Origin of the sequence: Stieleria mannarensis, from assembly GCF_014154935.1 — a bacterium.
Classification (GTDB): Bacteria; Planctomycetota; Planctomycetia; order Pirellulales; family Pirellulaceae; genus Stieleria; species Stieleria mannarensis.
On the sequence record NZ_JACEHH010000041.1, the window covers coordinates 1 to 24,225 of the forward strand.

Sequence of the window (24,225 nt, forward strand, 5' to 3'; positions counted from 1 at the left end):
GCAGCTTTGACGAGATCGTGTCCGGGTGGCGGTAAACAAACCCGGCGTTTACGCACACGATCGCAGGCTTCCTCCCCACGGTCGGTCGCCCTTCCGCAGTTGCCCTCGTCTAGTACTTCTCTTTCGATGTCGATCATTTGGTATACTGTCACTCGAAAGTTTCCAGTCTCGTACAGGGGACTTTCACCCCATCACAATCACGCCCGTGCCGGGCGTACCCATCGGATGCATGACGAACGGCGAAGTCGAGATGGCTGGAGTGGAAGATCGCTTGTCGCCGCCGCGTGATCCTTCTCAGGGTCGGAGTCAATGGGCCCACGGATGGCAGCGCGACCCCACGGATGAAAAGCAGCCGGGGAGTCCGTCAGGATCCGTTATAATCCAGGTCAGTGACCGGCCCATCTGAAGGCCGACCAAGTTCTGGCGCACGATCGATCCCCGTTGCTTCGCATGCGCGGATCGATCGCAATTCGTTCCCCGATTCGACCCATGCGATTCGCGCTCGTCCTTGCTTTCCCGCTTCTCTTGGTGGGTTGCTTCAACCTTGAGCCGCAACCACTCACCGATCAACGGATCGCGATCATCTCCAATACTCGAATCCAATCCGCTTCTGTCACGTACTCAGGCGGAAGTGGACACACGCTTCCGCCGGATGACTACGAGCAGTTTCGGAACCTACTACGATCTTTAGCTCCAATCGAAACGGTCAACGACAATTCAGGGTTACCGGCACTTCCCGACTATCGATTAATGCTTTCTGCGGCTGGAGACGTCGCAAACATCGACGTCCTCGTCGATACGAATGACCAACTGATCTATACCCTTGATGGTTTCCGGTATAGCGGAGGTCAGGCTGGACGTTTCGTTGCTGCTGCCGATGCAATCCGGTCTCACTACGCTAAGGATGAATCAGACGGCGAACCAGCGGATGCGCGTAAGCCGCCGGGTTGGGTTGATTGAAAACACCGCCTGGGGTCTGTCCCCGCGCGCAGGATCGTGTCCCCGCGCGCAGGATCGGGCGGTCCTTGAACGTGCTGGCTGCTAGCAATGTCCCAACGTGCTGCTGGGGTCTGTCCCCACGCATTTCCATTTACCTACGCTCAGAAATTCTTTTGGGCATCCGCCGGGGCTTCCGGTTCGGCTTCGCGGTCAGCAGCCCGCTGGAACGCCTTGGGTCGCTCTGCGACGGGCCTGGAGTCGTCGGCCTCATATCAGGTTTCTGTTCGTAACCTGGCAGGTCTTGGCGTGAATGCGGTCGACGGCGATGCACAGGTCGACACTTACGCTCACATTCGCAGGCTTCCTTCCCACGGTCGGTCGTCCTTCCGCAGTTGCCCTCGCCTCGTACTCTCTTTCGTTAGAATTTCATTTGGTATACTGACCTCTCGAAAGAACCGGAACTAAGTACAGGGGACTTTCACCCCACAAGATCACGCCCATGTTGGGCGTACTGCACGCGAAGGTCGGGAGTTGTGTCAATTGAAGTGGTCAGTCCACCGCCCGACCTTGGTGACAGCCGCCGTTCACGCTGCGAACCGACGCCTGAAACGGTGACCGTACCGTGTTTGCCGAATCCAACGGGAGCGATGGATCGCGTTTGGCTGGTCGGGCGACGTGCCTTAGGCCTGGAGGGCCGGCAGAGTGTCTGCCGCGGGTGTCAGCCACCGGGGATGGATCCCTAACAAGCCCCAAGGCCCAGCGGGGCCGACACAATCGGTTTGCTCTGAGTCGCTCGTGCGGTCCCGCTGAACCCTACCGCTGAACTTGATCGAATTGCTATCCGCTGCGATGTTCAACGTGCGGTCACGGTGGGGTGGGTCAGACTCCAAGCCAAAAGGCTGGCGCCAGCTTCTGGAGTCTCCTGGCCGCAGGTCGTCAGCGGCGTGTTGCGATCGACGTTTTGATTTCTTGTGGCCCATCGAATGATCGACGGGCGCATGACTCCCCCGCCTATGCGCATCGGGTGGTCTGAGGGGGTTCGTCTTTCACTAAAAGACAAACCCGACTGAACACACAACGCGCCGCCCCTTGGGAGTCGAGCGCCGTCGGAATATTGAAGTGCACACTAGAAATCAAAACGCGGTTGCCAGCTGGGCATCGATGAATTGCGGCCAGTTGATTCGGGAAGCGGGCGGAGTGGAGGCACCGTGTGCCGCATCCGTGCGAGACCTCCGCTCGTATCCTTGCAGTCGCCCAAACACTACCCGCCGGCTTCGGCCCCCGTGTCGTTGCAGGTCACTCGCGTCGCCGGGTCTTTTCTGCCGGCCGAGACCTCTGGCGTTTCCAGGCTCTGCTCACGGCGGGTCTTTCAAAAGGAGTTGATCGCTGATGCGAGAATCTATCTCGGGCACAGTCCCCGGGCACAGTAGCAAAACAGTTCATACCAAGTCCCCGACCGTGAAGAACGGGGGCAAAAGATGAATTGGTCAAAAACTCAGCAATGAACCGGCACCATCTTTTGACCCGCCCATTTTTTGACCACCTCTCCTTCCAGGTCACGCCCCAGGGGACAGCCCCCCAGCACGGGAACACTCAACCGACCAGGGCATCGATTTCGCTGACCAGTTGGTTGAGGTCGGGCTGGATCGCGGAGTGGACCGACGTGACGGTGGACTGGTCGCCGGCGCGGGCGGCGTCGATCAGCGGTTGTAGTTCACAGGTGGGTTCGCCGGTTTCGAAGGTACTCAACAGGCCTTTGAGCGCATGGCCGACGCGGGCGGCTTCGGCGAGTTCGGATTGTTTGACGTAGTCGTCCAATTGGGACATCAGTCCGGGAGCGTCTTCGGCGGCGATCTTCGCCAACATCTCCAGGATCTCCTCGTCGCCGGCGACTCGCACGAGGGCATCGGAGAAACGCTGTCGTTGAGATTCATTCATCGTCTTCGGTTATTCCTCGACCAGAACGTCGCTTTTGAGCACGATGTTGTACGAGTTGATTCGATCACGCAGTTTTCCTCGTGTGATTCCCAACATCTCTGCCGCTTGGCTCTGGTTTCCGTCGGTCGCTTGCAACACCTTCAGGATGACGAACCGCTCCATGTACTCCATCGCTTCGGCATAGATATTGGTCGAACGTTCATCTAGCAAACGCCGCACCAATTGCGGTAATTGACTGCCGGCGACGGACTCTTGCTTCGGCGTCGCATCGTCGACGGGCGTCTTTTCGGCCACCGAAACGGTGCCGGTGATCTCATCGGGCAGGGTGTCGGGGGTGATGACCGGCATGACGGTGTCCAGCACACACCGGCGGATGACCGCGCGCAACTGACGGACGTTGCCGGGCCAGACATAGGCGGTCAGCAGATCGACCGCTTCGGGGGAAAGCCCCTCCAGATCGGGTTTATTGAACTCCTTTTTGGCCTGTGCGAGAAAGAACCGGATCAGGGACGGAACATCGCTCAAACGATCCCGCAACGGCGGCAATTCGATCGTCACCCCGTTGAGGCGGTACAGCAAGTCTTCGCGGTAATCACCGTCTTGGACCATCTGTTCCAGCGGCCGGTTGGTCGCCGCGATGATGCGGACATCGGTGGTCAGTTCTTTGTTGCCGCCGACCCGTTCGAAGCGTTGTTCTTGCAACACCCGCAGCACTTTGGCCTGGACCGAGGGGGCCATGTCGCCGATCTCGTCCAGGAACAGTGTGCCGCCGTTGCATTGTTCGAACTTTCCGATCCGGCGGCTCTCGGCGCCGGTGAAGGCACCCTTTTCGTGGCCGAACAGCTCGCTTTCGAGCAAATTGTCGGGCAGCGCGGCACAGTTGACCGCCAGGAACGTTTCGTCGCTGCGGTGGCTGTATTGAAACAATGCGCGCGCGACCAACTCTTTTCCGGTCCCGCTTTCCCCGCGAATCAAAATCGGCACGTCCTGCTTGGCGACCTTTCCGATTGCCTTGAAAACGTCCAGCATGGCAGGTGATCGACCGATAAACAGCTCCGCCGACTGATCTCCTCCTTCATCGTCGGCGGAAATGGCGACCGGCACGCTGCTGATCTGGCGTTGCTCGATCGCTTTTTCGACCAGATCACGCAGCGGTTCGACGTGCAGCGGTTTGGCGATGTAATCGAACGCGCCCAGCTGCATCGCTTCGATCGCGGTGTTGCTGGCCGCTTCGACGGTCATAAAGATCACCGGGATCCGGCGATCGTGCTCGCGGATTTCGCAGTAAACGGCCAAGCCGTTCTGGTCCGGCAACTGGATGTCCAACAGCACCGCGTCGTACGCCCCTCGCCGCAGTTCGGCCAGTCCTTCGGCGGCACTGGCCGCGGTGGTGATGTCCGCGATCGGGGAGAGCGCCTTTTCCGCGAGCGCGAGAATCGTTCGGTCATCGTCAATGACTAAAAGGTTAGGCATCGCTTTGGACCACTTGGAAAGGGGGGTGGACGTCGGTTGGGGTAAAGTGGCGCCTGTTGGCATCGGAGATCACCTGGAACAAAAAAATATCGTGGTGCTAGCGGTTTGTCGATCGGATTGGTCGCTGATCAAGCAAAACGCGGGCCAAACGCGATCCGGGCGTGGGTTTAGACTTCATCGCCTTCCAGACTGGCCCGCAATCGTTCCGCTCGGGCTTTGCGTTTTTCCTGCAGTTGCTCCACCGGAACCTGATGGGCATAGCGGCCGACCATGGCGACTAATTTGGCCTGATCGATCGGCTTGGCCAGATAATCGTCACAGCCGCCGTTGAGACAGCGGTCGCGGTCTCCCTTCATCGCGTCGGCGGTCAGGGCGATCACGGGCCACTGAATCCCCAACGAACGCAACATTGCGGTTGCTTGCAGGCCATCGACGTTGGGCATTTGCATGTCCATCACGATCACGTCGAAGGGTTCGCCCGAATCGCGAGCGGCGATCGCCGCGTCGATGCCTTGTCGGCCGTCTTCGGCGGTCGCCACGGTCGCCCCGGCTTTTTCCAGAAAGTGCTGGCTGATGTGTCGCACGTCGCGGCGGTCATCGACCACCAGCACTCGACAGGAAAGTTGTCCCGGAGCCGCGAGCAGGGCTTCCGGTTCGCTGTTTCGCGTGACCAAATCGGGTTTGATCAATTGGATTTCCGCGAACGACGTGATCGGCAACCGGACATAAAACGTCGACCCCTGGCCGACGGTGCTGTCCAGATCCATTTCACCGTCCATCATTTCGACCAGACGCTGGCTGATCGCGAGCCCCAAACCGCTGCCGCCGTAGCGCCGCGTGACGGACGAGTCGCCTTGGGAGAAGGGCTTGAACAGCCGCCGGATTTGGTCTTCACTCATCCCGATCCCGGTGTCCATCACCGCGAATTCCACCACCGGCGGGTTCGCGTCCTCGATGAACCGGACTTTCAATCGGACTTCACCTTCGTCGGTAAACTTGATGGCGTTGCCGATCAAGTTGATCAAGACTTGACGCAGCCGAATCGGGTCGGTCGTGATCGTCCGAGGCACCTTGCCTTCAAATTCCACGTCAAATTGCACGTGCTTTTCCTCGGCCCGAACCAGCATCAACGATTGGATGTCGGCGACCATTTGAGGCAGCGGGCAATCATCAGGCTCCATCGTCAACTTGCCGGCTTCGATCCGTGACAAGTCCAAAATGTCGTTGATCAGTTCCAACAAGAACTGGCCATTCTTTTTCATGATCAGAACACAGTTGCGGTTGTCGGGGTCCTGCAAGTGCCCCAACAGGACATCGGCATAGCCCAGAATCGCGGCCATGGGCGTGCGAATCTCGTGGCTCATGTTGGCCAGAAACTCGCTTTTGGATTGGCTGGCGGCCAAGGCGATTTGCTCGCTCTCTCTCAGCCGTTGTTCTTGTTCCTTGCGTTCGGTGATGTCTTGCACGATGGCGCTGACGGCCGTCACCGCGTCCTGCTCCGCGTCGCCGTTTTCACTGGGCAATTCGAGCGGGTAGTAACTCGCCAGCCACGTGCGCTGTTGGTCCGATGCCGGCGTCTTGCCGACGATTTCCACGTCCAGCACCGGCCTGCCGGTTGCGAACACGCGCCGGTAGATCGGCAACAGCTGGTCGTTTAACTCTTTCAGCAACTCGTCGGCACGCCGTCCGATATGTTGATCGCGGGTATACCCGTTGATCTTGGCTAACGTTTCGTTGACCCGCAGATACTTCAGGTCGCGGTCGATCAAACTCATGCCGACCGGCGCAGCTTTGTAGATCAATTCCAGTTCGCGGTTCTTGCGGGCGAGTTCCGATTGGATCACGCCCAGGTTGGTCTGCGCCTGGTGTTGTTCTTCGATGTCTCCGACGGTGCCCACCCATTCGCGGATCGTACCGTCGTCATTTTTGACCGCCACCGCCTCGACCGCGAAGGTTCGGTAGGCCTGGCTGTCCTGGTGCCAGATCCGACCGCTCGCCTGGTATTTCCCGGCTTCCAATGCTGCTTGCCAACGACGCTTTAACGAAGGTCGATCATCGGGATGGATGGCATCGAGCCAACCAAATCGTTGGTGTTCGGTCCACGTCTGTCCGGTGTAGCGTTCCCAAGAGATCTGCGGTGTGGTAAAGCCGCCTTCGGGGTCAGACGTCCAAACGATACTGCGCGTGCCCCACAACAACGCCTCATACCGCGCTTTGACCAACCGCAGTTGCTGCTGCGTTTGTTCCCGCTGGCCGACTTCCAATTGCAACCGTTCATTGGTTGCCACGATCGACGGCAAACGCAACAGATGCGGCATCTGTTGAACCAGAACGATCACCGTCCCCCACGACACGACGGCCGTGATGAACTTCATCAATCCCGACACCCGATAGACCGGATGCCAAAAAATGATCGCTTCGATCAGATGCACTAAACCGCAAGCCGCAATGAAAGCGGCGAACAACCAGAACAACCGGGTGAACGGGATGTCATCTCGCTTGCGAGCGAAGTGAACCAGAACACCCGGGATGGCGAAATAGGCACCGAAGGTCGCCGCGTCGCTGGCGATGTGCAGCCAACCGAGAAACTCCGACCAATTGCCACACTTCCATCGGGCCGGAAAGTCGGAGGTGTCAAAGAAATTCGAAACAAAATCGCCCATCTATACGTTTCCCCAGAAGAATCTCGGGCGATGAAGCAGGGAAACCCAGACCGACCTTACCTCAAACTCACGCCCACTGTGCTGCCCCGCCTCCGCAAATTGAATGCGCTCGCGGCGGCATCGTCAATCAGGCACCTGGGTGATCGCGATCAAGAACTCGGAAGTCCGGGTGGGCGATTGAGAAACGCAAAGCAGAATCAGTCTTCCGCCACGGCTACCGATTCGACCTCTGTTTCGACGACGTCGTCATGGTGACGTTGCTTTGTCGGCTCTCTGGGATCGACCTCTTCCAAAAGTTCGACTTGGTCGACGCGTTTTGGGCCGACGAGGGGAAAACAAATCCCGTGGTTGGTTTGAATCAGGGGCGGATGGTTGCTGGTGTCCATCGAAGAAATGCTCCGAGCGATTTTGCAGTCAAGGGTGAAGAGAAATCAACAATCCATTCACTACGATGCAAACGGCGCGCCCATCGCACAACGACGATTGCCGGCGTCGCGACGGTTCGAAAACGGTCGGGTTGTGGTCGATTACAACAAGCATTGGCCGCCGATCGACCAGGCTGGTCGGAAACAAACCGCATGGACGTCGAGTGAAGAGATGGAACTCTCCACCGAGAAAGTCTCCCTCCCTCTGCAAGGGTTGCGGAGGAGTAAGCGTTCGGAGCGGGGAGGGTTGGTCCACGATTTGACGGGACCGGCGGACGAACGCTTGTCGGGCGATTCACCGTTCGACCTCCCCTCGCTGCGCTCGACCCTCCTGCCAGGAGGGTTAATTTGAAAAACCGTACGACACTCTGCCGAGGAAGGTTTGTCATTGAATTGATGCGCAGGGCTAGTGAGAAGCGGACCGGCGTGGGTGTCGTCGGAGGATTGGCCGCGTCCTTATCCGTTGGCCAGATGCTCGTCCGTTTGCGCCGGTGGCAGGTAATGATCGACGCGCAAATGGGTGACCTGCACTCGTGCGCTTTCGACGCAAAACCCGACCACGCCATGCGTGAAGGTCTGATCGGCCAAGGAAAGCCTAACGCGACCGCCGATCGAGACCTCAAGGTAGCTGCCGTAGGCCAACACTTGGATTTCCGCTTCGCCTCGCTGTTTTTGTTCCCAGAATGCGGATTGGATCGAACGAAACTGCATCATCTCCTCACCGCTGCCATCGGGGCCGCTTCCCCAAGCCCGCAGTTGCGCGACGCCTTTAAACAGGTCCAGCGAGAGGTAGTATCCGTCGTGCGTCTGCCGATCGAGACGAAAGACCAGCCCGCACTTGCCCTCGCTGAGCATTTTCAACGACGCCCGCAACCGGAAACAACGGAATGATTCACGCAGCGCAAAAATCTGGAATCCGCACCCGCAATGCAGTTCCAACGCATCGCTGGCGGGTCGTTCCAACGCGCCGTCGCGCTGGTCCTTCAACGGACCATCCATGTCCAACGAGGCCGGGCGATCGATCACGGACTGAAACCCTTCGAAGGTGTGCACGTGCAGTTGACCGGAGTCGCAGCGTGAGAGTCGTTTGGGCGGAGGCATCAGGTTGTTGGACAACCGGTCGGCACCGCCGGGGGTAAAGAAGTTCCAAAGCAACAATCCGCGATCGTCTTGGCAAACGCGGCCGGCATAATTTCCTTCGGCAAGCAGCACGTTGTCCGCGTAACTTCGCCACGGCGCATCGATCCGCGCGGTGTGCCAATAACGGATCTTTGCGTCTTCGCGCATGCTGCCGACCAAATAGTATTCCCCGTCGATCTTGAACAGGTTGGGGACTTCAACGTCGTCATACAACCCGGGATGGTGAAGCGGCGGGCGTGCTTCAAATTGGTTCGGTGCTGTCTCTTCCATCACCGCCACGCAGCCACGCCGGACAACCGGTCCGTGGTTGACTCGGCCGGCGGCCAACAACCAACCCCGTTTCCCCTCGCGATAATAAAAGGGATCGCGCCACGACAGCCAGTGACGGCCTTCGTTAAATTCCGCTTCGTAATATCGGCCGTCGGGATCAAGCGGGAAGCAACTCGATGCGTCGTAGTCAAAGGGAGGCTGCGGCGGCCGCCCGGGAAGATCATACGGCAGTGCCGAGCGTCCATCGGTCCAACTGACCGGAGCTTTGCGCCAAGTGTAAAGGTCATCGCTTTCGGCCATCCCGATGCGTTGTTTCTGGCCGTGGTCGCGGCGTGAAAGCCCGGTGTAGAACATCCGCCACGAGCGCGGTCGATGAGGGTTGGGCGAAACATGAATCGTCCACAACATCGAATCGTCCCACGACCCGGGGTGTCCGAGGAACAACGCGTTTTCCACGCGCCGCCAATTCATGCAGTTATCGCTGACCGCGTGCGCGATAAAATCGTGGTTGGGCAGCACCAGATGGAACAGATGATAGATGCCATCGTGGTACAGGACGTCAACGTCACCGAGCGTCTTTCGGGAACCGGACGTTTCAGAATACATGGCGGATCACTCGTTGTGAAATAGGCTTCCGGCCTGTCGTCGCAACATCAACTCGGCCGAAAGCCTGTGACGACTGTCTCCGCCTGATTCGCTCCATTATGCGCGATTACGGCCTCAGCTTCCAACCGACGATGACTCCCAACCCGAAGGCCCAGCAAGCGGCGACATCGGGGTGGTCTTTGGCGTAATCCTTTGCCAAGCTGACCAAGTCTTTGGCGGGTTCTCGGACGTAATACTGGGCGGCGTCGTGACCGAATCCCATCGCGCCGGATGCGACCCGGTGCGCGGTTTGACGGGCTTGATCGGAGACTCCACCCTGGTGGGACTCGCTAGGGTTGCCCGAATTGGAAGACGCGGTGTCCGACGCGTTGGACTGAGAAGCTGTTTTATCAGACATCAATTTACCTCGGTGAATGTGGGTAGAAAGGTTCGGAATTGGAGTATCGGTGGCCGTGATGATCTGGGCCGACAAATGATTCGCGACGAAATTGATTTCGCGGCGAGGATTGCGGAGCGACCAGCGTCGCCTTCAGCCAACGCAGGTTCTCGGCCAACTCCGACTTCGACTGACTCATCGCGGCCGAAGCCGAATTGATCGAGCGCCAGGCAACGAAAAGCAGAAGGAGGACGATCGCCAAGGTCGCACCGCCGATCAGCAAGAGTGCCGCACCGGTCGACAACTGTGTCAATTCATCGAGCAGGAATCCTGCGCCCAAGAGAGCCACGGTCAATCCGGTTCCGGTCAACAGGAGCGCGGCAAACGCACACCCGATCGCCTTGGCAACACTCTGCTTGGCGGCCTGGGAATCGACCGATAACAACTGGATCTGCAACTCCCACAGGTCGATGAAGTCGCGGATCACTTTTTGAATACTGGATCGTTGTTGCATCACAATCACCGCCGTTGACGTTTGACGAGCCAGCCGAGCGTCAACCCGATAGCGCCGGCGGCGGCCAGCGCCCACGTGGGATGATCGGCAATGGTTTGTTGGATCAAGCCGAGTTTTCCGTCGTGTTTTCCGTCGTGCGATTCGTCGCCGACCGGCGGCAACTCGGCATCGCCGCTTCGATGATCGTCGCGGTGACGAGACGGTAGTGCGGGAGCAATCATGGTGTTTTCGGTTTGGACAAGAGATGGTTAATCTGATTGGCTGCGATCGAGGTGAGTTGTCTCATCGCAAGCGATGCGAGTGCTCCGGTGATGCCTCCGACGAATCCCCGTTTGACGGTCGGCTTCGCCGCGGCTTGGCCGTCGGCCGACGAACAATCGCAGTGACCGGTCGCGGAACTGCGCCCGCCGGTTTCGCTGCCCGATTGTTTCTTGGGAACCAGCAGGTAGCCGATTCCGGCCGCGACCGCCAACACCGGCAACGGGTGCCGTGCCATGTGGTATTTCCAGTCCGACAACTGGCGCACTCGCCGCCGTGCGTCGTCGACGTCGTAGGGCAATTCCGTTCGGATCTCCGACATCCGCTGCTTGATCGCTTCGGCTTGCTTCCTCGTGGCAAGGGTATTGGCCATGACTATTTCTTATTTCCCATGAAGAACAGTGCGCCGGCGGCGATGCCGAGCCCGAAGGCGATCGCCAGCGATTCGGCGGGGCGACTGCGAACGGTTTCGGCGACCTTTGCGGTGTAATCGCCCGATTGGGTTGCCAACCGGCGATAGTTTTCGCGTGCGTACGCCGCGGCGTCGGCGGCAACCGCCTGGGCTGCATCGGCGTAGTGCTGGACGGCATCAGCGGCTTGATCGGTGTAGCTTCCGTGGAGCACGTTCTCAAGAAAGGACTCGATTTCATTCCGCGTCGCGCCGGTCTTTTGCTGGACCACACCGACGAGCTGGTCGGCCGACCCTTCGGCGCGGCGAAGATCGTCCTCGGTGAGCTGGCCCCAATGCTCCTTCAAACGTCCTTTGACTTCGTTCCATTGTCCTTTCAGTTCTTGTCGATTGACCATCGAGTGGTTCTCCGTTGTTATGAAGTTCATGTTCTCGGTTGCAGAAGTTCACTTCGAAGCGACGCATATCGTGGGCCAAAACGGATTCGCACGGTGAAATCTTGAGATCTGAGGCGTAATCGGACGTGCGAGTGGATTGGCGGAGCGCAGATTGGGCGATAATCATCCAAACGTCGTCTGATCCGACAGGCTTTGGTCGACGTCGCCCGATCGGAACGCGGTTTGCGTTCCGCTGCGGTTCGAGCCGACGCATCGGTGATATCAAGCCCTCAGACAAACCGTTTCCCTTCACTCGATTTCCTTTCGCCCCCGTCGATCATGCGATTGTTCCACAGCCCACTGACGGTTCGCACCTGCGCGCCGGCGCCCTGTGACCGTGAGCATACCGACTGGGATTCGGGCGAACGGGTTTCGGCGTCCTCGGATGTGGGCGCGATCCGATGAGGGCTTACCTGCAGCAACTCGTTTACCGCATCAAGGGCAGTTATTGGTTCATCCCGTCGTTGATGGTGATCGCGGCGTTTGTGTTGTCGCAAGGCGCGATTTGGGTGGACCGTGCGATCGGCAATGAATGGACCAAGGAATTTTGGTTCACGTCGATGAACCAGCCCGACGGTGCGCGAGCCTTTCTGGCGACGGTCGCCGGGTCGATGATCACGGTCGCCGGCGTCACGTTCTCGTTGACCATCTTGGCCGTGTCCCACGCCACGAGCCACTTCGGTCCTCGGTTGCTGGACAACTTCATGCGCGACCGCGGCAATCAGGTCACGCTGGGGACCTTCGTCGCGACGTTTCTGTATTGCTTGTTGGTCCTTCGCGTGATCCGCGGGAATTGGGAATCCACGGCGATGGGTGTTTCCATGGACGCTTTTGTGCCTCAGTTCGCATTGATCATCGCGATGGTCTTGACCATCGCCAGCGTGGGCGAATTGATCTATTTCATTCATCATGTTCCCGACAGCATTCACATCTCGACGGTGCTGCAACGGTTGGCCAGAGACATGACGGCGAAGTTCGACGAGTTGTATCCCGAAACACTCGGCGATCCCTTGGAAGCTGAATCGAAGCAGCCCGAACCGGAGTTTGATTTTCGGCACCAGGTCCCGGCCACCCGCAGCGGATACCTGCAAGGCGTCGACGACACCGAGCTGCTGGCGTTTGCCCGATCCAACGCGACCACGGTGCGATTGCTGCGACGGCCGGGCGACTTTATTCGCGAAAACGAAGTGATTGCCGAAGTCGCGGCGATGGATGATTGGTGTGACGACCACGCCGATCAGGTCCGGCACGGGGTCGCCATCGGTTCGATTCGGACGCCGACGCAGGACGTGTTCTTTGTCTTGAATCGATTCGTCGAAGTCGCAACACGGGCTCTTTCGCCGGGCGTGAACGATCCGTTTACCGCCATGCAGTGCATCGATTGGCTGTCCGTCGGACTGGTCAAACTTGCCGAGCGAAAGATTCCGTCGAGTCATCGCACCGATTGCGACGGAAACGTCAGGATCATCACGACCGACGTGACGCATGCCGATTTTGTCGAATCGATGCTGGCGCAGCTGGTGCCGTATGTGAAGCAAGATCGGAATGTCACTCGCTACTGCGTTTCTTCATTGCAAAAAGTGACCACGATCTCGCAGAACAAACCTCTGAATCAACTGATCAACGATCAGATTGAGCATCTCCAACAGTAAACGTGAACTCTCTCATGCCACGAATTCTCTTTTGCCTGCTAGTGTTCACGCTCGTTCCGTGGGCGGCTGAACTCCATTCGTTCGCTCACGCTCAGGATCCGTTCGCCGCCGCGCAAGAGGCGGAGGCCTCACAGGAAGGCGACGATGCCAATGAGCCCGCCGAGACCGTTTCGGTAGAGAACGTGGCCGACGATCAGGCGATCCGAGATCGATTGTTGAAAATCTATCAGGCGGCAGAAAAGTCGGGTTGGCTGACCGAGGCGGAGGTGTTGCTCGACAGCGGCATCGTGACACTCAAGGGGCAGTCGGATACCGAAGAACACCGCCAGTGGGCGGCCAACGTCGCCCGAAAAACCGAAGATGTGGTCGCGGTGATCAATGAATTGACTGTCGATCATCAAGTCGACTTGGAATCGACCAGCGACGTCGTCGCCGACTCGCTCAACACACTCTGGACCGATTTCCTGGCTCGATCGCCGCTGCTGTTGGCCGCGCTCGTCATCCTGGTGCTCACTAGTCTGACCGCCAAGGGTGTCGGCTGGGGCGTGCACCGCTTGCTAGATCAGCGCGGCATGCGAGCCAGTTTGAAAGATTTGATTTACCAGATCACCGCTATCCTGATTTGGATCGTCGGGTTCTTGGTTGCCACCGTGGTCGCATTTCCGGGGATGACGCCTTCCAAAGCCTTGACGGTGTTGGGGCTGGGTTCGGTCGCCATCGGTTTCGCCTTTAAAGACATCTTCGAAAATTTCTTTGCCGGGATTTTGATTCTGTGGCGTTACCCGTTCGACCGCGGGGATTACATCACGTGCGGCGACCTGACCGGCGAAGTGAAAGAGATCACGATCCGTAACACGATGATTCGGAAACTCGATGGCGAACTGGCCGTCGTCCCCAACGCGTCGCTTTTTAAGAACAACGTCGACGTGCTGACCAGTCAACCGCAACGTCGCGTCCGGATCATCTGTGGCGTGGCCTATGACGAAGATGTCGACCAATCGCGGGACGTGATCGCTCAGGCGGTTCAGTCGTGCCAAAGTGTGCAAGGCAAACGGACCGTCGAGGTGTTTGCTCAAGAGTTTGCCAGTTCCAGCATCAATTTCGAAGTCGCTTGGTGGACGGGATCCAAGCCGGTTGAAATCCGCCGCAGCCGAGACGAAGTGGTTGCGGCGATCAAGCGAGCATTGGATGACGCCGGCATCGAAATTCCGTTCCCGTATCGCACCTTGACGTTCAAGAATCCCGCGATCGGAGAAGTTGTCGCAAAGGCGACGCAACACGGGGAGGAGACTTGATGAACGATCAACGTCTGATCCGTAACACGTTGACCGTCTGCGCGTTGGTGATCGCCGTGGCCGCCGTCGCGTCGTTGTTGTTTGTCGCGCGTAACTTGTTGCCGTTGCTCTTTGGTGCCATTTTGATTGCGGTGGTGCTCAATCGAATCGCGGGCAAATTGGGCGGGCGTCTGCGTGAGCGACTCTCGCGTCGCACGCGGGTGGCTCTGGTGATCGGCACGCTGCTGTTGCCGACGATTGTTCTGGCTTACGCGTTCGCCAATTCGGCCAGCGAACAGATCGTGCGATTGACCGACCGAGTCGACGCATCGATCGGCGAGGTCGTCCAGGCGGCCAAGGAGCAGCCGTTGGTCCAGCGTTATGTCGGCAACGGGTCCGGGTTGACGTCTCTGTTGCCGTCGTCAACCGAGTCGCTGGGGTTGGCCAAAAACTTCTTCGCAACCGCGTTCGGAGGACTGGCCGATTGTTTGATCTTGTTGATCTTGGCGGCCTACTTTGGGTTCAACCCGGACAAGTACCGCAGCGGCGCGATTCGGGTGGTATCGATCCGCTGGCGAGATCGTCTATCGACGCTGTTGGATGATTCTGGTGAGACGCTCTGGCGTTGGATGATCGGACGTGTGTTGGCGATGCTGATTGTCGGCTGTCTGTTCGGGGCCGGGCTGGCGGTGATCGGGGTGCCGATGCCGGTGGAATTGGGGGTCTTCGCCGCCCTGGTGACCTTCATCCCCAATCTCGGCGGGATCGCGGCGGTGATCCCTGCCCTGCTGTTGGCATCCCAGCAAGGTTCGACCGCAGTGATCAGCGTTTTGGCGCTTTATCTGACGATTCAGTTTGTCGAAAGCTACCTGATCACGCCGATGGTTCAAGAACATCAAGTCTCGCTACCCCCGGCCGCGGTGATCCTGGCGCAGATCATTGGTGGATTGGTGTTCGGATTTTGGGGCGTGGTGTTTGCCACGCCATTGGTCGCGGTTGTGATGTTGTGGACGAAGCGGTTGTATGTCGAAGGTTGGTTGGAGGCATAACGTGTTTCGGCATGTCGTTTGCTCGGATGGTTTAGCCGGGCTTTTCAAGCATGCTGTGTCGACGTCGGGCGATCTCCGCGACCGACTTCGGACCTCCCTCCATTACCCCGTAGGACGACTGAACCGCAATGTGCGACCGAACGGCCTGATCTTGGGGTGGCGTTGCTCGGGATGATGACTCCAACACCGAAATCCAGGTAAGCCGAATGATAAAGCCGATCCCCTTTCCCGGACCCATTCGGTCGTTGAGGTCGCTGGGAATGCAAACCGTACTGATCGTCGATGATGTCCCGACGATGCGAGCCATCGTCGATCGAGCGGTTCGGCAGTTCGATGTCGCGACCGTTCAATCCGGAAATGGCAAGGAGGCCTTCAAACAGCTTCAGCAGCAGCGCGTCGATTTGGTGATCACCGACGTCGAGATGCCCGTATGGAGCGGGTTTGATCTATTGCAGGCGATCCGTCGGTCGCATGATCGCCGCTTGCGAACGCTGCCCGTCATCGTCGTCAGCAGCTTAGATGATCGCGCCATCGCGGCCAGAGCAAGACAGTTTGCCGGGACGTATTTTTTGCCCAAGCCGATTTCGATTTCTCATTTGCGCGTCACACTGAAACGGATCGCCGGCCGCCGCTGGGCCCGTCAACGCGGTGCTCGCTAATCGACCACACTGGTCTGTGTCGCATCAGATGGCACTCGCACGACCGCGATACGCGTCGTCCGGCACCAGATCCACATCATCGGCATAGCGTTTGCTTTCTCGGCAGGGGTTTCCATCCGTCTGGCAAACCAACCCCGCTTTGGGAGCGGGATTCCCTTGCTTCATCCGCCGAGCAACCAACATGCTGACCACGCTGCCTGCTGATAGCCTCCATTACGCCAAGCTCTCTATGTTGCTGTGGAAGTACGGACGGCGCGACATTGCCGAGAAACTCGGCTGGACAGATGCGTTTGACGACGATGGCACGTCCGCGCAGCGTTCCAGCGGGACCGCTCGGGAAGCAGCCGAGGAATGTGCCCGCGATATCGAACAACTCGGGACGGCGTACATCAAACTGGCCCAGATCGCCAGCACCCGACACGACATGCTACCGCCCGAATACGTCGATGCGTTCGGGAGATTGCAGGATGATGTTGAACCGGTTCCCGTGGAGGAGCTTGAATCGATCTTGGAAGAATCGCTCGGCGCTAAGGCCTCGGTTCTGTTCCAAAGCTTCGATCGAACACCGCTGGCCACCGCATCGATCGGACAAGTCCATCGCGCGGTCTTGCGCGACGGGCGAGAGGTGGTTGTCAAATTTCGGCGGCCGGGGATCGAGCAACAGGCCACCGAGCAGCTTGCCAGTCTGAAACGCTTGGCGGCGACGATCGACAGCAAGACGGAGATCGGACGACAGGTTCGCTTTCGATCGCTCGTCGGCGCGGTCGAGTATGCACTCAGCCGCGAACTGGACTATCGCCAAGAAGCCAACCACCTTCAGCACTTGGCCGAGAATCTTAAGTCGTTCCGCCGCATCCGAATCCCCCAACCGATCGCACAAATGGTCTGCAGCGATGTGCTGGTGATGGAGTATCTCGGTGGGCCGGCGATCAATACCGTCAGCGGCGTGGTGCTCAATGAGTTGGACACGGGGGCACTGGCAGATGAACTGGTGCGTGCCTACTTGCAACAAATCTTGATCGACGGTCTGTTCCATGCCGATCCGCACCCGGGTAACTTAATTCTTCACGCTGGGAATCAGATCGGATTGCTCGATGGCGGGATGGTCGTGAACCTGCCGCCGTTGTTGCGCCGCGAAGTCGCCGCGCTGCTGCTGGCGTTCAGTGCGGGCGAAGGCGAGCGGGCGGCAACGATCGCAAGCCGCATCGGCCAGACCGAAGTCGGGTTCGATGCCAAGGCGTTTCGGACGGCAGCGTCACGGGTGGTCGCCGCCGCCGGGGACGGCGCGTTTGATTCGATGTCGCTCGGTCGTACGCTGGTCGAGTTCTTGAAGATCGCCGGCGAACATGGTTTGGTTCTGCCGTTCGAAATGATCTTGCTGAGCAAGGCGTTTCTGCAACTCGAGACCACACTGGCGCGACTGAACCCCGGCCAAGACGCCAAGGCGATCATTCGCGGTTATACGTTTGAACTTTTGGCCGACCGTGCCAAAGAACAATTGAGCGTCGGTCAAATCGCAGCGGCGGCTTTGGACTCGGCGGCCCTGGCGTCCAACTTGCCTGCACGGCTGAACGAAATCACTCGATTGGCCGCCGAGAACCAACTGCGACTGGACATCGATGCGATCGATGAAGCGGCGCTGCTGGCAGGACTTGGGAAGATCGCAAACCGCATCACTTCTGGTTTGATCGTCGCGGCGATGATCATCGGTGCTTCGCTGATCATGCGAATGCAAACGGGGGCACAGTTGTTTGGTTACCCGGTGTTGGCGACCATCTTCTTCTTGATCGCGGCCGTCATCGGTCTGGTGCTGCTGTACCAAGCCATGTTTGGGGACGAACGCTAATGTGTGATTTCACGGGAACGGCAACTCTCCCCTCCGAGGCGGAGGAGACTGCAGAGAGCACGCATTCAGACACCACCGCGGCGACCGAACTGCTCGCCCGTCGCGTCGGTTGGGCGGCGTCCGGAATTTGGTTGTGTGCAGGGCTGTTGTCCATCTATACGCTTTACATCGGCCGAAATCTGTTCGTGCCGATCGCTGTTGCGCTGTTCGCTTACCTGACCGTCCGTCCGATGATCCGGACCTGTTCGCGGTTGGGGATCCCGACGGCGGTTTCTGCCGCAGCGATCATGATTGGATTGTGTTGCGCCTCGGGCGCAGCGATGTATATGTTGTCCGGTCCTGCTCGTGAGATGTTGCAAGAAGTCCCGCGGTCGATGAAGGAGGTCAAGCACAAATTGGCGTTTGTGTTTGATCACCTGGAAACGGTCAACGATGCGACCGAAGACATTTCTCAAGCCGCCGACGAGGAAAACCTCTCACCGGATGAGAAGCCGGTGCCGGTGCAGATTAAACCGACCGCCTGGACGACGACCTCGCCGTTGATTGCGGGGACGGGCAACGCGATGTCGTTTTTTTCGATCGCGGGCGTGTTGCTGTATTTTTTGATGGCCGCCGGTGACGCCTTGATCCGCAACCTGATGTCCGCATTGCCGACGTTTTCGTCCAAGCGACGGTTTATCGAAGCGGTGGAAAGTGTCCAGGATGCGTTGAGCAGCTATTTGGCGTGGGTGACACTGATCAACGCCTGTCTGGGGATTGCGATCGGAACCGCGATGTGGGCGCTCGAGATGCCCTCGCCCGTGCTCTGGGGGGTTGCGGCGATGCTGCTGAACTTCGTCCCGATCGTCGGCGCGATGGTCGGCATCGCGTGCGTCTTCTTCGTCGCACTCGTCAATCACGAACACGCCTCGTACGCCTTCATCGTGGCGGGAACCTACGCCACGCTGACGACTTTGGAAGGCCAGTTCATCACACCGTCGATCCTGGGGCGGTCGATGAAACTCTCCTCGGTGTTGGTTTTTCTGTCGATCGTGATTTGGGGTTGGATGTGGGGCATGATGGGAGTCTTCCTGGCTGTCCCGATCCTGATCGCTTTGACGATGATCAGCCAAAAACTGGACGCGATGTCGCCGATCAATGCGGTGCTCGGCGGCAGCGAGGCCGGTGAACGCGAAAAGCCGGCTGTCGACAATCACTAACACTCCGGCACTACTCGGTCTTCGGGTCGTGGACGAGCCGCCGAGCCCATTCGGATTGCCCACTGCGAGGACTCCTCGCCTCGGTCACGACGGCTTACCCGAATCCCTCTTTCCTTAGAGTCCGTTCCGTAGGTCTGGCCCTCAGTTGTCAAATCGCCCGTTGATCCCAGTTTCAGGATCGGCGGAGCATCAGGCCTCGCGACCACCAAGCATCACAACGGCAGTCGATTCTGAAAACGTTGGCAGACGGCGTCGCACGACGCCGCGTCCTGGTCGGCATTCGCTCAGAATGTCGCCTCAGCCATCATGTCGCTTTCGCAGGCGTGGATGTTTTTGACCAATCGACGCGTTTGGGTCACCGCTCGATGGATCGGCACGGTCATTGCAAACAGGGTGCGGCTACGCGCGGTGATTGCTCGCGTAAATCTTTCCACTCAATCAGGAGGCATCGATGAGTCTTGAAACGAAGATGAACTTGAACGATACCACCATCACGAAACTGCAAACGTTGATTCAAACCAACCTCGATTCTTATCAGGGGTTTCACGAAGCGGCCGAACAGATCGATCACGCCGAGCTGTCCACCCTTTTTCGCAACCTCGGCAACGAACGATCGGCGCTGGCCAGCGAGTTGCAGCAATATGTTGAATTCAATGGCCAGCAAGCCCGCGAGGAGGGCAGTGTCTCGGCAAAGATGCATCGTCTCTGGATCGGTCTTCGCGGCAAGTTGAACGGTGGCGATCCCCAGGTGATTCTGAACGAGGCCGAGCGGGGGGAAGACTACATCAAACAGGCGTACGAGGACGTCTTGAAGGAAACCGCCGGAGGGGCGATGAACGATGTGTTGACCAACCAGTATGCCAAGGTCAAAGCAGGGCACGATCAGATTCGTGACCTCCGCGATGCTTGCAAGGCGAAGTAGTCGCTTGGCGTCCCGTCAGACGTTCGGGTGAGGCAGTGTTGACTTGGTGTGCACCCGATGACTTCTACGTTCAATCTCCAATCACTTGGGAACACTCATATGGACATTCCCCAAATCAAGCCTCAACGAGACGCTCAGACCGGTGCCATGGGGCAAGAATACTTGGTCTCGGGAAAGCAGGTGGCACTACGCCGCTGGAGCGAGCAGCCAGGCGACTTCAGTCAGCTGCGACGTCGGGACTACGAAATTGTCGGTTTTGTGCTCGAAGGGACGCTGCAGGTGGTCCTGGACGGTGAAACCGCGACACTGCACTCCGGCGATTCGTGGTTGGTCCCCGAAGGTGCCGACCACCGTTATCGAGTGATCGAACCGGTCGTCGCCATCGAAGCGACCTGCCCGCCGGCTCGTTTCAATGACCGCGACGATCCCGCCTGATCGCCACTGCTGCCACTCAAGCGGACTCTTTCAACAGGATTCCGATGGATCGGGTTTCCGTCGATTCGTGCTGTTCCAGGCGGTGGACGAACTTTTCGACTTCCTGCATCGCCGCCTGCCAGGAACGAAACGGCGGATCGGTTTGGCTAAGTCGGGCCAGCAAATCGTCTAAGTGCGCGAGCATCAACCCATGTTCATTGGTCGATTCGAAACGCAGGTGGTCGAATTCCGCCGACGGTTCGACCAACGACGACGCGAGTTGGGTGATCATCTCGTCTTCACGCTCGAAATGCTTGACCAGTCGATCTCGCAGGGGCTCCAGACGGGTCGCGGTCTCGCCGAAGTGGGGAATGCCGAGCTGCTCCACCTCCTTCATCCACGCTCGAATTTCGCGGAGCGTTGCCTCCATCGCCCGGTCTTCACTCAGCCAATTCTGATAGATCTGTGACAGTGGTTCACTGATGTTCAAACTCATTTTGCTAACCATTGAAGAGAGACTGTCGGACCTGTGTGGGGTTCCGCACTGACCGGGAACAGCATCGCAGTGTGGCAAACTGCACACACTAGATCGCACGGCAACACGTATGCCAAAAAAGCTGGCCGAGACGGGGTGGCGGAGGCCGTTTCCCATCGGTGACGTATTGCACATCCCACGGCGATCGACCTACGTTCGGAGCACCAAAATTGGCATGCCGAGTGCACGCGGCGGACACAACGCAGTGATCGACGGGGGCGGAACACGTCCGTCGAACTTCAGCGTCTCGAATCTCGAAGACGTTTGTCGAACGTTTGCGGCGAGCTCATTGCCGCTAACTCGTCGTCCGCTGCAACCGAATGCTCTGGGATTGGGGGCGAGAGAACTGACAAAAAACTCAAGAAGTTGCGGTTGCCGGTTTCGTATTCCATGATTTAGATCGACACTGTGACAAATCAGCACACTTGAAAGGTCGCACAATGAGGCGGAAACGTGGGCCTTCGTGTTGAACCATGAACTCAACCAGGTCTTCGTCCCCGGGCAAGTTGAGGAAGTTATTTAACGTGCGTCAATCGTCCAGCAGGGTTTCAAGGTGAACCGTGACGCAATCGGTCAGGGCGTGTGGGTTGTATCCACCTTCCAAAACGCTAACCAGCTTGCCGCCGGCATACTGGTCAGCGACTTCCATCAGGCAGCGCGTCAGAACCCTATAGTCTTCGCTTTCCAACCCTAGAGATCCGATCGGGTCATTCTTGTGAGCGTCAAACCCGGCGCTGACGAGAACCAGATGAGGCTTGAGCGTCGCGGCAAAGTCGTTGATTTCGTGCTCGAAGGTCTGCAGTAGCTCCTCGCGTGGTGTCCCGAATTTGATCGGCAGGTTGAGTATCGTTCCGGCTCCGGCTCCGGCTCCGATTTCATCCGCCGCACCCGTTCCCGGATAGAAGGGGTATCGATGCATCGAAAAGAAGCCGACGTCAGCCGCTTCCCAAAATATCGCTTGTGTGCCGTTGCCGTGGTGTACGTCGAAGTCCACGATCAGCACCCGATCGAGTCCGAGCTCTTGTGTTGCGACGCGTGCGCCGACCGCGATGTTGTTGAACAAGCAGAATCCCATGGCGTGGTCCGGCATCGCGTGGTGCCCCGGCGGTCGAATCAAGCATAGTGCGGTTTGGTCGTCGCCGCCGACCACGCGGACCACCGCATCGCAGACCGCCCCGGCTCCCATCCGCGCGACTTCGTAGCTCCGTAGGCTGACGGCCGTGTCCGGTTCGATGTATCCGCCGCCGCTGGCTGCGAACTGCTGAACCGACTCGACGTATGGGGGTGTGTGCACATAATGCAGTCGCTCTAACGTTGCCGGCGCCCAGGCGGGGCGATTGCAACTGGTGTCCAACGCGACGAAGTTCAAGTGCCGGACCACCGGAAGAAGTCGGCCGCCGTTCTCCGGATGGTCTCCCGTGACGTGTTCCTGAAAGACCGGGTCGTAGTAAAGCAGTGTCATTGGGGATCAAACGCGCGTGTGTGTGCCGCACATGAATTGTACCCAGTTTCCCGCGTCGTCTTGCAATTCGCTCGACATCAGCCAACGATCGGAGTCCGCAATTTCGATCGTGTCGCGATAGTTGCAGGTCCCCTCGCCGTCGAAGCGTGGACCGAGGGTATCGAGCACCAAGCGGTCTCCGTTGGCTTCGCGATTGCCATTGTACTGCCAGAGGTTGGCCATCATCGAACCGAAAAAGGTGCCGACATATTGGTTTTGTGCTGGGTCAAAACCGAGTGTCATGATCGACGACCAAGGGCCACTTTCGGGTGCATCGCCGCTGCTTTCGCAGACCAGCCAGAGCCCGCCGAGGGAGCGGCAGGTCATTTTGCCCTCGGTTTTCGACGTGTTCCCATCGGGCATTTGGCAGTCGTGTTCAAACTTCCAGTCGCCGATCAATTGATCAAGCCAAGCGTGCTCAGATTGCGGTTTGGCAAACATTCTCGATATCCAGAGGACTTGTTGGAGTGGGGGTGGAACGAACTGCCACATGCAGAACCGCCGATCCCGACCGATTGTTTCCCGAAAGTCGATGCCGCGCGCCCGAATTCGACACAAAAACCGGGATTTGATCGGAATTCATCCTCACATCATCCGACCCAAAACCCGAATTCAGTGCCAAACGCCCCCAAGACAAACACGCTGATGACCGGGGTCTGTCCCCGTATCAAAGGTGGAGCAGCCCACCGATGGCAAGGCGTACCCACAGATCCCTGACTGCATGACATCCGTGGGGACGCGCTGCCATCCGTGGGTTTAGTTCCGGGGCCACTAGGGACAGACCCCCGACGCGGGGCCAATGGGGACAGACCCCGGTCAAACGCTGACCCCGGTCAAACGCTCCTGGCATGGTTTGAACAAACGAGAGCAATCAAGACTCGCTATAATTTGGCGAGTCGTCTGATTGCAGTCGTTGTCGATTCCGACCGCCAAATGGAGGTCACCATGATCGGTTGGCTTAAGTCATTGTTCGCCAGCGAGAAACGGTGCGATCCGGAACCAGACGACTTGTGGAACGCCATGGAATCGATGGAGCCGCGGAATTCCCTCGCTCGACTTCATCAACTGAAATTGGACTCAAAGCAATTCCCTGTCGTGAAAGGATTGCTCGACGGTACGCTTTCTCCGGCGGATTGCCCAGGCGTCACCGAATGGTGTCAATCCGAAGCGGTGAGCCCAACTGGCATGGACGGGCTTGTCTATGCCCTGCAGCTTGCACTGCGGAGCTCCGGCACAACCTATGTCATTCCGAAAGGTCAGAGTGCTCCAGCCGCAATGCTGCCAAAATACGTCAGTCGCGGCCAGCTGACGATTGTCGTCAGCTACGTGGGCGGCACGCCGGTGATCATCACATCGCTCGATGAGTTTCTTTCGAGCAACAACATTGTTGACTTCTCCTTGGAAACGCTGACGCCGTCAAGGTTGCGTCGGCGACTACCGAGCCAGTCGACGACCGTACGGGATCGCGAGGTCACTTCAAGCGTCACTATTGAGAAGCGTTCCAACGACCAAAATCGTCTGTTTGAACCGTTGGAGGTGAAGGAATTGGTCGACGCGATCAACCAAGAACTCGGCTACGATTTGACAGCGGACCAGCTACCGCAGGATTTACGCCCCATCGATCAGTTGGGGCTCTATAGTCTTGATGTCCAAACCGATCCCTCGACCAAAAAGAAAATCAGCGTCTGGGTGGTCCCCTCCGCGGATTAGATCGAAATGCGACAGG

Annotated in this window: 23 protein-coding genes; 10 read left to right on the plus strand and 13 right to left on the minus strand. The window is 58.4% G+C overall.

Going from position 1 to position 24,225, the window contains the following annotated elements; translation table 11 throughout:
* Positions 1-489: 489 nt before the first annotated feature.
* Complete coding sequence (locus H1B37_RS23720; protein ID WP_182869509.1) at positions 490-960, plus strand: hypothetical protein; 471 nt, start codon at positions 490-492, stop codon at positions 958-960.
* Between the two features lie 1,572 nt (positions 961-2,532).
* Here H1B37_RS23720 and H1B37_RS23725 read toward each other — a convergent pair.
* From H1B37_RS23725 to H1B37_RS23770, 10 genes are all read right to left on the minus strand, one after another.
* Positions 2,533-2,877, minus strand: coding sequence for a hypothetical protein (locus H1B37_RS23725; RefSeq protein WP_182869511.1), 345 nt, complete (start codon positions 2,875-2,877; stop codon positions 2,533-2,535).
* Between the two features lie 9 nt (positions 2,878-2,886).
* Positions 2,887-4,350: a sigma-54-dependent transcriptional regulator gene (locus tag H1B37_RS23730; protein WP_182869513.1), complete on the minus strand. Its 1,464-nt coding sequence runs from the start codon at positions 4,348-4,350 to the stop codon at positions 2,887-2,889.
* A 167-nt stretch (positions 4,351-4,517) separates the two neighbouring features.
* Positions 4,518-7,013, minus strand: coding sequence for a PAS domain-containing hybrid sensor histidine kinase/response regulator (locus H1B37_RS23735; RefSeq protein ID WP_182869516.1), 2,496 nt, complete (start codon positions 7,011-7,013; stop codon positions 4,518-4,520).
* A gap of 197 nt (positions 7,014-7,210) precedes the next feature.
* Positions 7,211-7,399 (minus strand): hypothetical protein, encoded by a 189-nt coding sequence (locus H1B37_RS23740; protein ID WP_182869518.1) that lies wholly within the window; start codon positions 7,397-7,399, stop codon positions 7,211-7,213.
* A gap of 495 nt (positions 7,400-7,894) precedes the next feature.
* On the minus strand, positions 7,895-9,454 hold the full coding sequence (locus tag H1B37_RS23745) for a glycoside hydrolase family protein (protein WP_182869521.1): 1,560 nt from the start codon (positions 9,452-9,454) through the stop codon (positions 7,895-7,897).
* Positions 9,455-9,560: 106 nt separating this feature from the next.
* A complete protein-coding gene (locus H1B37_RS23750; protein ID WP_182869523.1) occupies positions 9,561-9,851 on the minus strand; it encodes a hypothetical protein in 291 nt (96 codons plus the stop codon).
* Positions 9,852-9,855: 4 nt separating this feature from the next.
* Positions 9,856-10,344 carry a phage holin family protein gene (locus H1B37_RS23755; RefSeq protein ID WP_182869527.1) on the minus strand — a complete coding sequence of 163 codons (489 nt, stop codon included), beginning with the start codon at positions 10,342-10,344 and terminating at the stop codon, positions 9,856-9,858.
* A gap of 5 nt (positions 10,345-10,349) precedes the next feature.
* Positions 10,350-10,565: a hypothetical protein gene (locus tag H1B37_RS23760; RefSeq protein ID WP_182869529.1), complete on the minus strand. Its 216-nt coding sequence runs from the start codon at positions 10,563-10,565 to the stop codon at positions 10,350-10,352.
* Positions 10,562-10,975, minus strand: coding sequence for a hypothetical protein (locus H1B37_RS23765; RefSeq protein WP_182869531.1), 414 nt, complete (start codon positions 10,973-10,975; stop codon positions 10,562-10,564). The genes H1B37_RS23760 and H1B37_RS23765 overlap by 4 nt, the downstream gene beginning before the upstream one ends.
* Before the next feature lie 2 nt (positions 10,976-10,977).
* A complete protein-coding gene (locus H1B37_RS23770; protein ID WP_286178098.1) occupies positions 10,978-11,439 on the minus strand; it encodes a CsbD family protein in 462 nt (153 codons plus the stop codon).
* Positions 11,440-11,849: 410 nt separating this feature from the next.
* Here H1B37_RS23770 and H1B37_RS23775 point away from each other — a divergent pair, with 410 nt between their 5' ends.
* The 8 genes from H1B37_RS23775 to H1B37_RS23810 all read left to right on the plus strand — a co-directional run bounded on the left by H1B37_RS23775 (position 11,850) and on the right by H1B37_RS23810 (position 20,484).
* Positions 11,850-13,100 (plus strand): DUF2254 domain-containing protein, encoded by a 1,251-nt coding sequence (locus H1B37_RS23775; protein ID WP_182869536.1) that lies wholly within the window; start codon positions 11,850-11,852, stop codon positions 13,098-13,100.
* 14 nt (positions 13,101-13,114) lie between these two features.
* Positions 13,115-14,395, plus strand: a complete 1,281-nt coding sequence (locus H1B37_RS23780; RefSeq protein WP_182869538.1) for a mechanosensitive ion channel family protein — start codon at positions 13,115-13,117, stop codon at positions 14,393-14,395.
* Positions 14,395-15,423, plus strand: a complete 1,029-nt coding sequence (locus tag H1B37_RS23785; protein ID WP_182869540.1) for an AI-2E family transporter — start codon at positions 14,395-14,397, stop codon at positions 15,421-15,423. Before H1B37_RS23780 ends, H1B37_RS23785 begins: the two co-directional genes overlap by 1 nt.
* Before the next feature lie 260 nt (positions 15,424-15,683).
* Positions 15,684-16,082, plus strand: a complete 399-nt coding sequence (locus H1B37_RS23790) for a response regulator (protein ID WP_286178099.1) — start codon at positions 15,684-15,686, stop codon at positions 16,080-16,082.
* 181 nt (positions 16,083-16,263) lie between these two features.
* The gene (locus tag H1B37_RS23795) at positions 16,264-17,928 is read left to right on the plus strand and encodes an ABC1 kinase family protein (RefSeq protein WP_182869544.1); all 1,665 of its coding nucleotides are present in this window, start codon (positions 16,264-16,266) and stop codon (positions 17,926-17,928) included.
* Positions 17,928-19,127: an AI-2E family transporter gene (locus tag H1B37_RS23800; protein ID WP_182869546.1), complete on the plus strand. Its 1,200-nt coding sequence runs from the start codon at positions 17,928-17,930 to the stop codon at positions 19,125-19,127. The genes H1B37_RS23795 and H1B37_RS23800 overlap by 1 nt, the downstream gene beginning before the upstream one ends.
* A gap of 451 nt (positions 19,128-19,578) precedes the next feature.
* Positions 19,579-20,049, plus strand: coding sequence for a PA2169 family four-helix-bundle protein (locus tag H1B37_RS23805; protein WP_182869549.1), 471 nt, complete (start codon positions 19,579-19,581; stop codon positions 20,047-20,049).
* A 99-nt stretch (positions 20,050-20,148) separates the two neighbouring features.
* On the plus strand, positions 20,149-20,484 hold the full coding sequence (locus tag H1B37_RS23810; RefSeq protein WP_182869552.1) for a cupin domain-containing protein: 336 nt from the start codon (positions 20,149-20,151) through the stop codon (positions 20,482-20,484).
* 16 nt (positions 20,485-20,500) lie between these two features.
* On the opposite strand, the gene H1B37_RS23815 is transcribed toward H1B37_RS23810, so the two are convergent.
* From H1B37_RS23815 to H1B37_RS23825, 3 genes are all read right to left on the minus strand, one after another.
* Positions 20,501-20,959, minus strand: a complete 459-nt coding sequence (locus H1B37_RS23815) for a hemerythrin domain-containing protein (RefSeq protein ID WP_182869554.1) — start codon at positions 20,957-20,959, stop codon at positions 20,501-20,503.
* 568 nt (positions 20,960-21,527) lie between these two features.
* Positions 21,528-22,460: a histone deacetylase family protein gene (locus H1B37_RS23820; protein ID WP_182869556.1), complete on the minus strand. Its 933-nt coding sequence runs from the start codon at positions 22,458-22,460 to the stop codon at positions 21,528-21,530.
* A 6-nt stretch (positions 22,461-22,466) separates the two neighbouring features.
* Positions 22,467-22,940, minus strand: coding sequence for a DUF1579 domain-containing protein (locus H1B37_RS23825; RefSeq protein ID WP_182869559.1), 474 nt, complete (start codon positions 22,938-22,940; stop codon positions 22,467-22,469).
* A 654-nt stretch (positions 22,941-23,594) separates the two neighbouring features.
* Between H1B37_RS23825 and H1B37_RS23830 the strand changes: the two genes are divergently transcribed.
* The gene (locus tag H1B37_RS23830; protein WP_182869562.1) at positions 23,595-24,209 is read left to right on the plus strand and encodes a 50S ribosomal L9 C-terminal domain-containing protein; all 615 of its coding nucleotides are present in this window, start codon (positions 23,595-23,597) and stop codon (positions 24,207-24,209) included.
* Positions 24,210-24,225 lie beyond the last annotated feature (16 nt).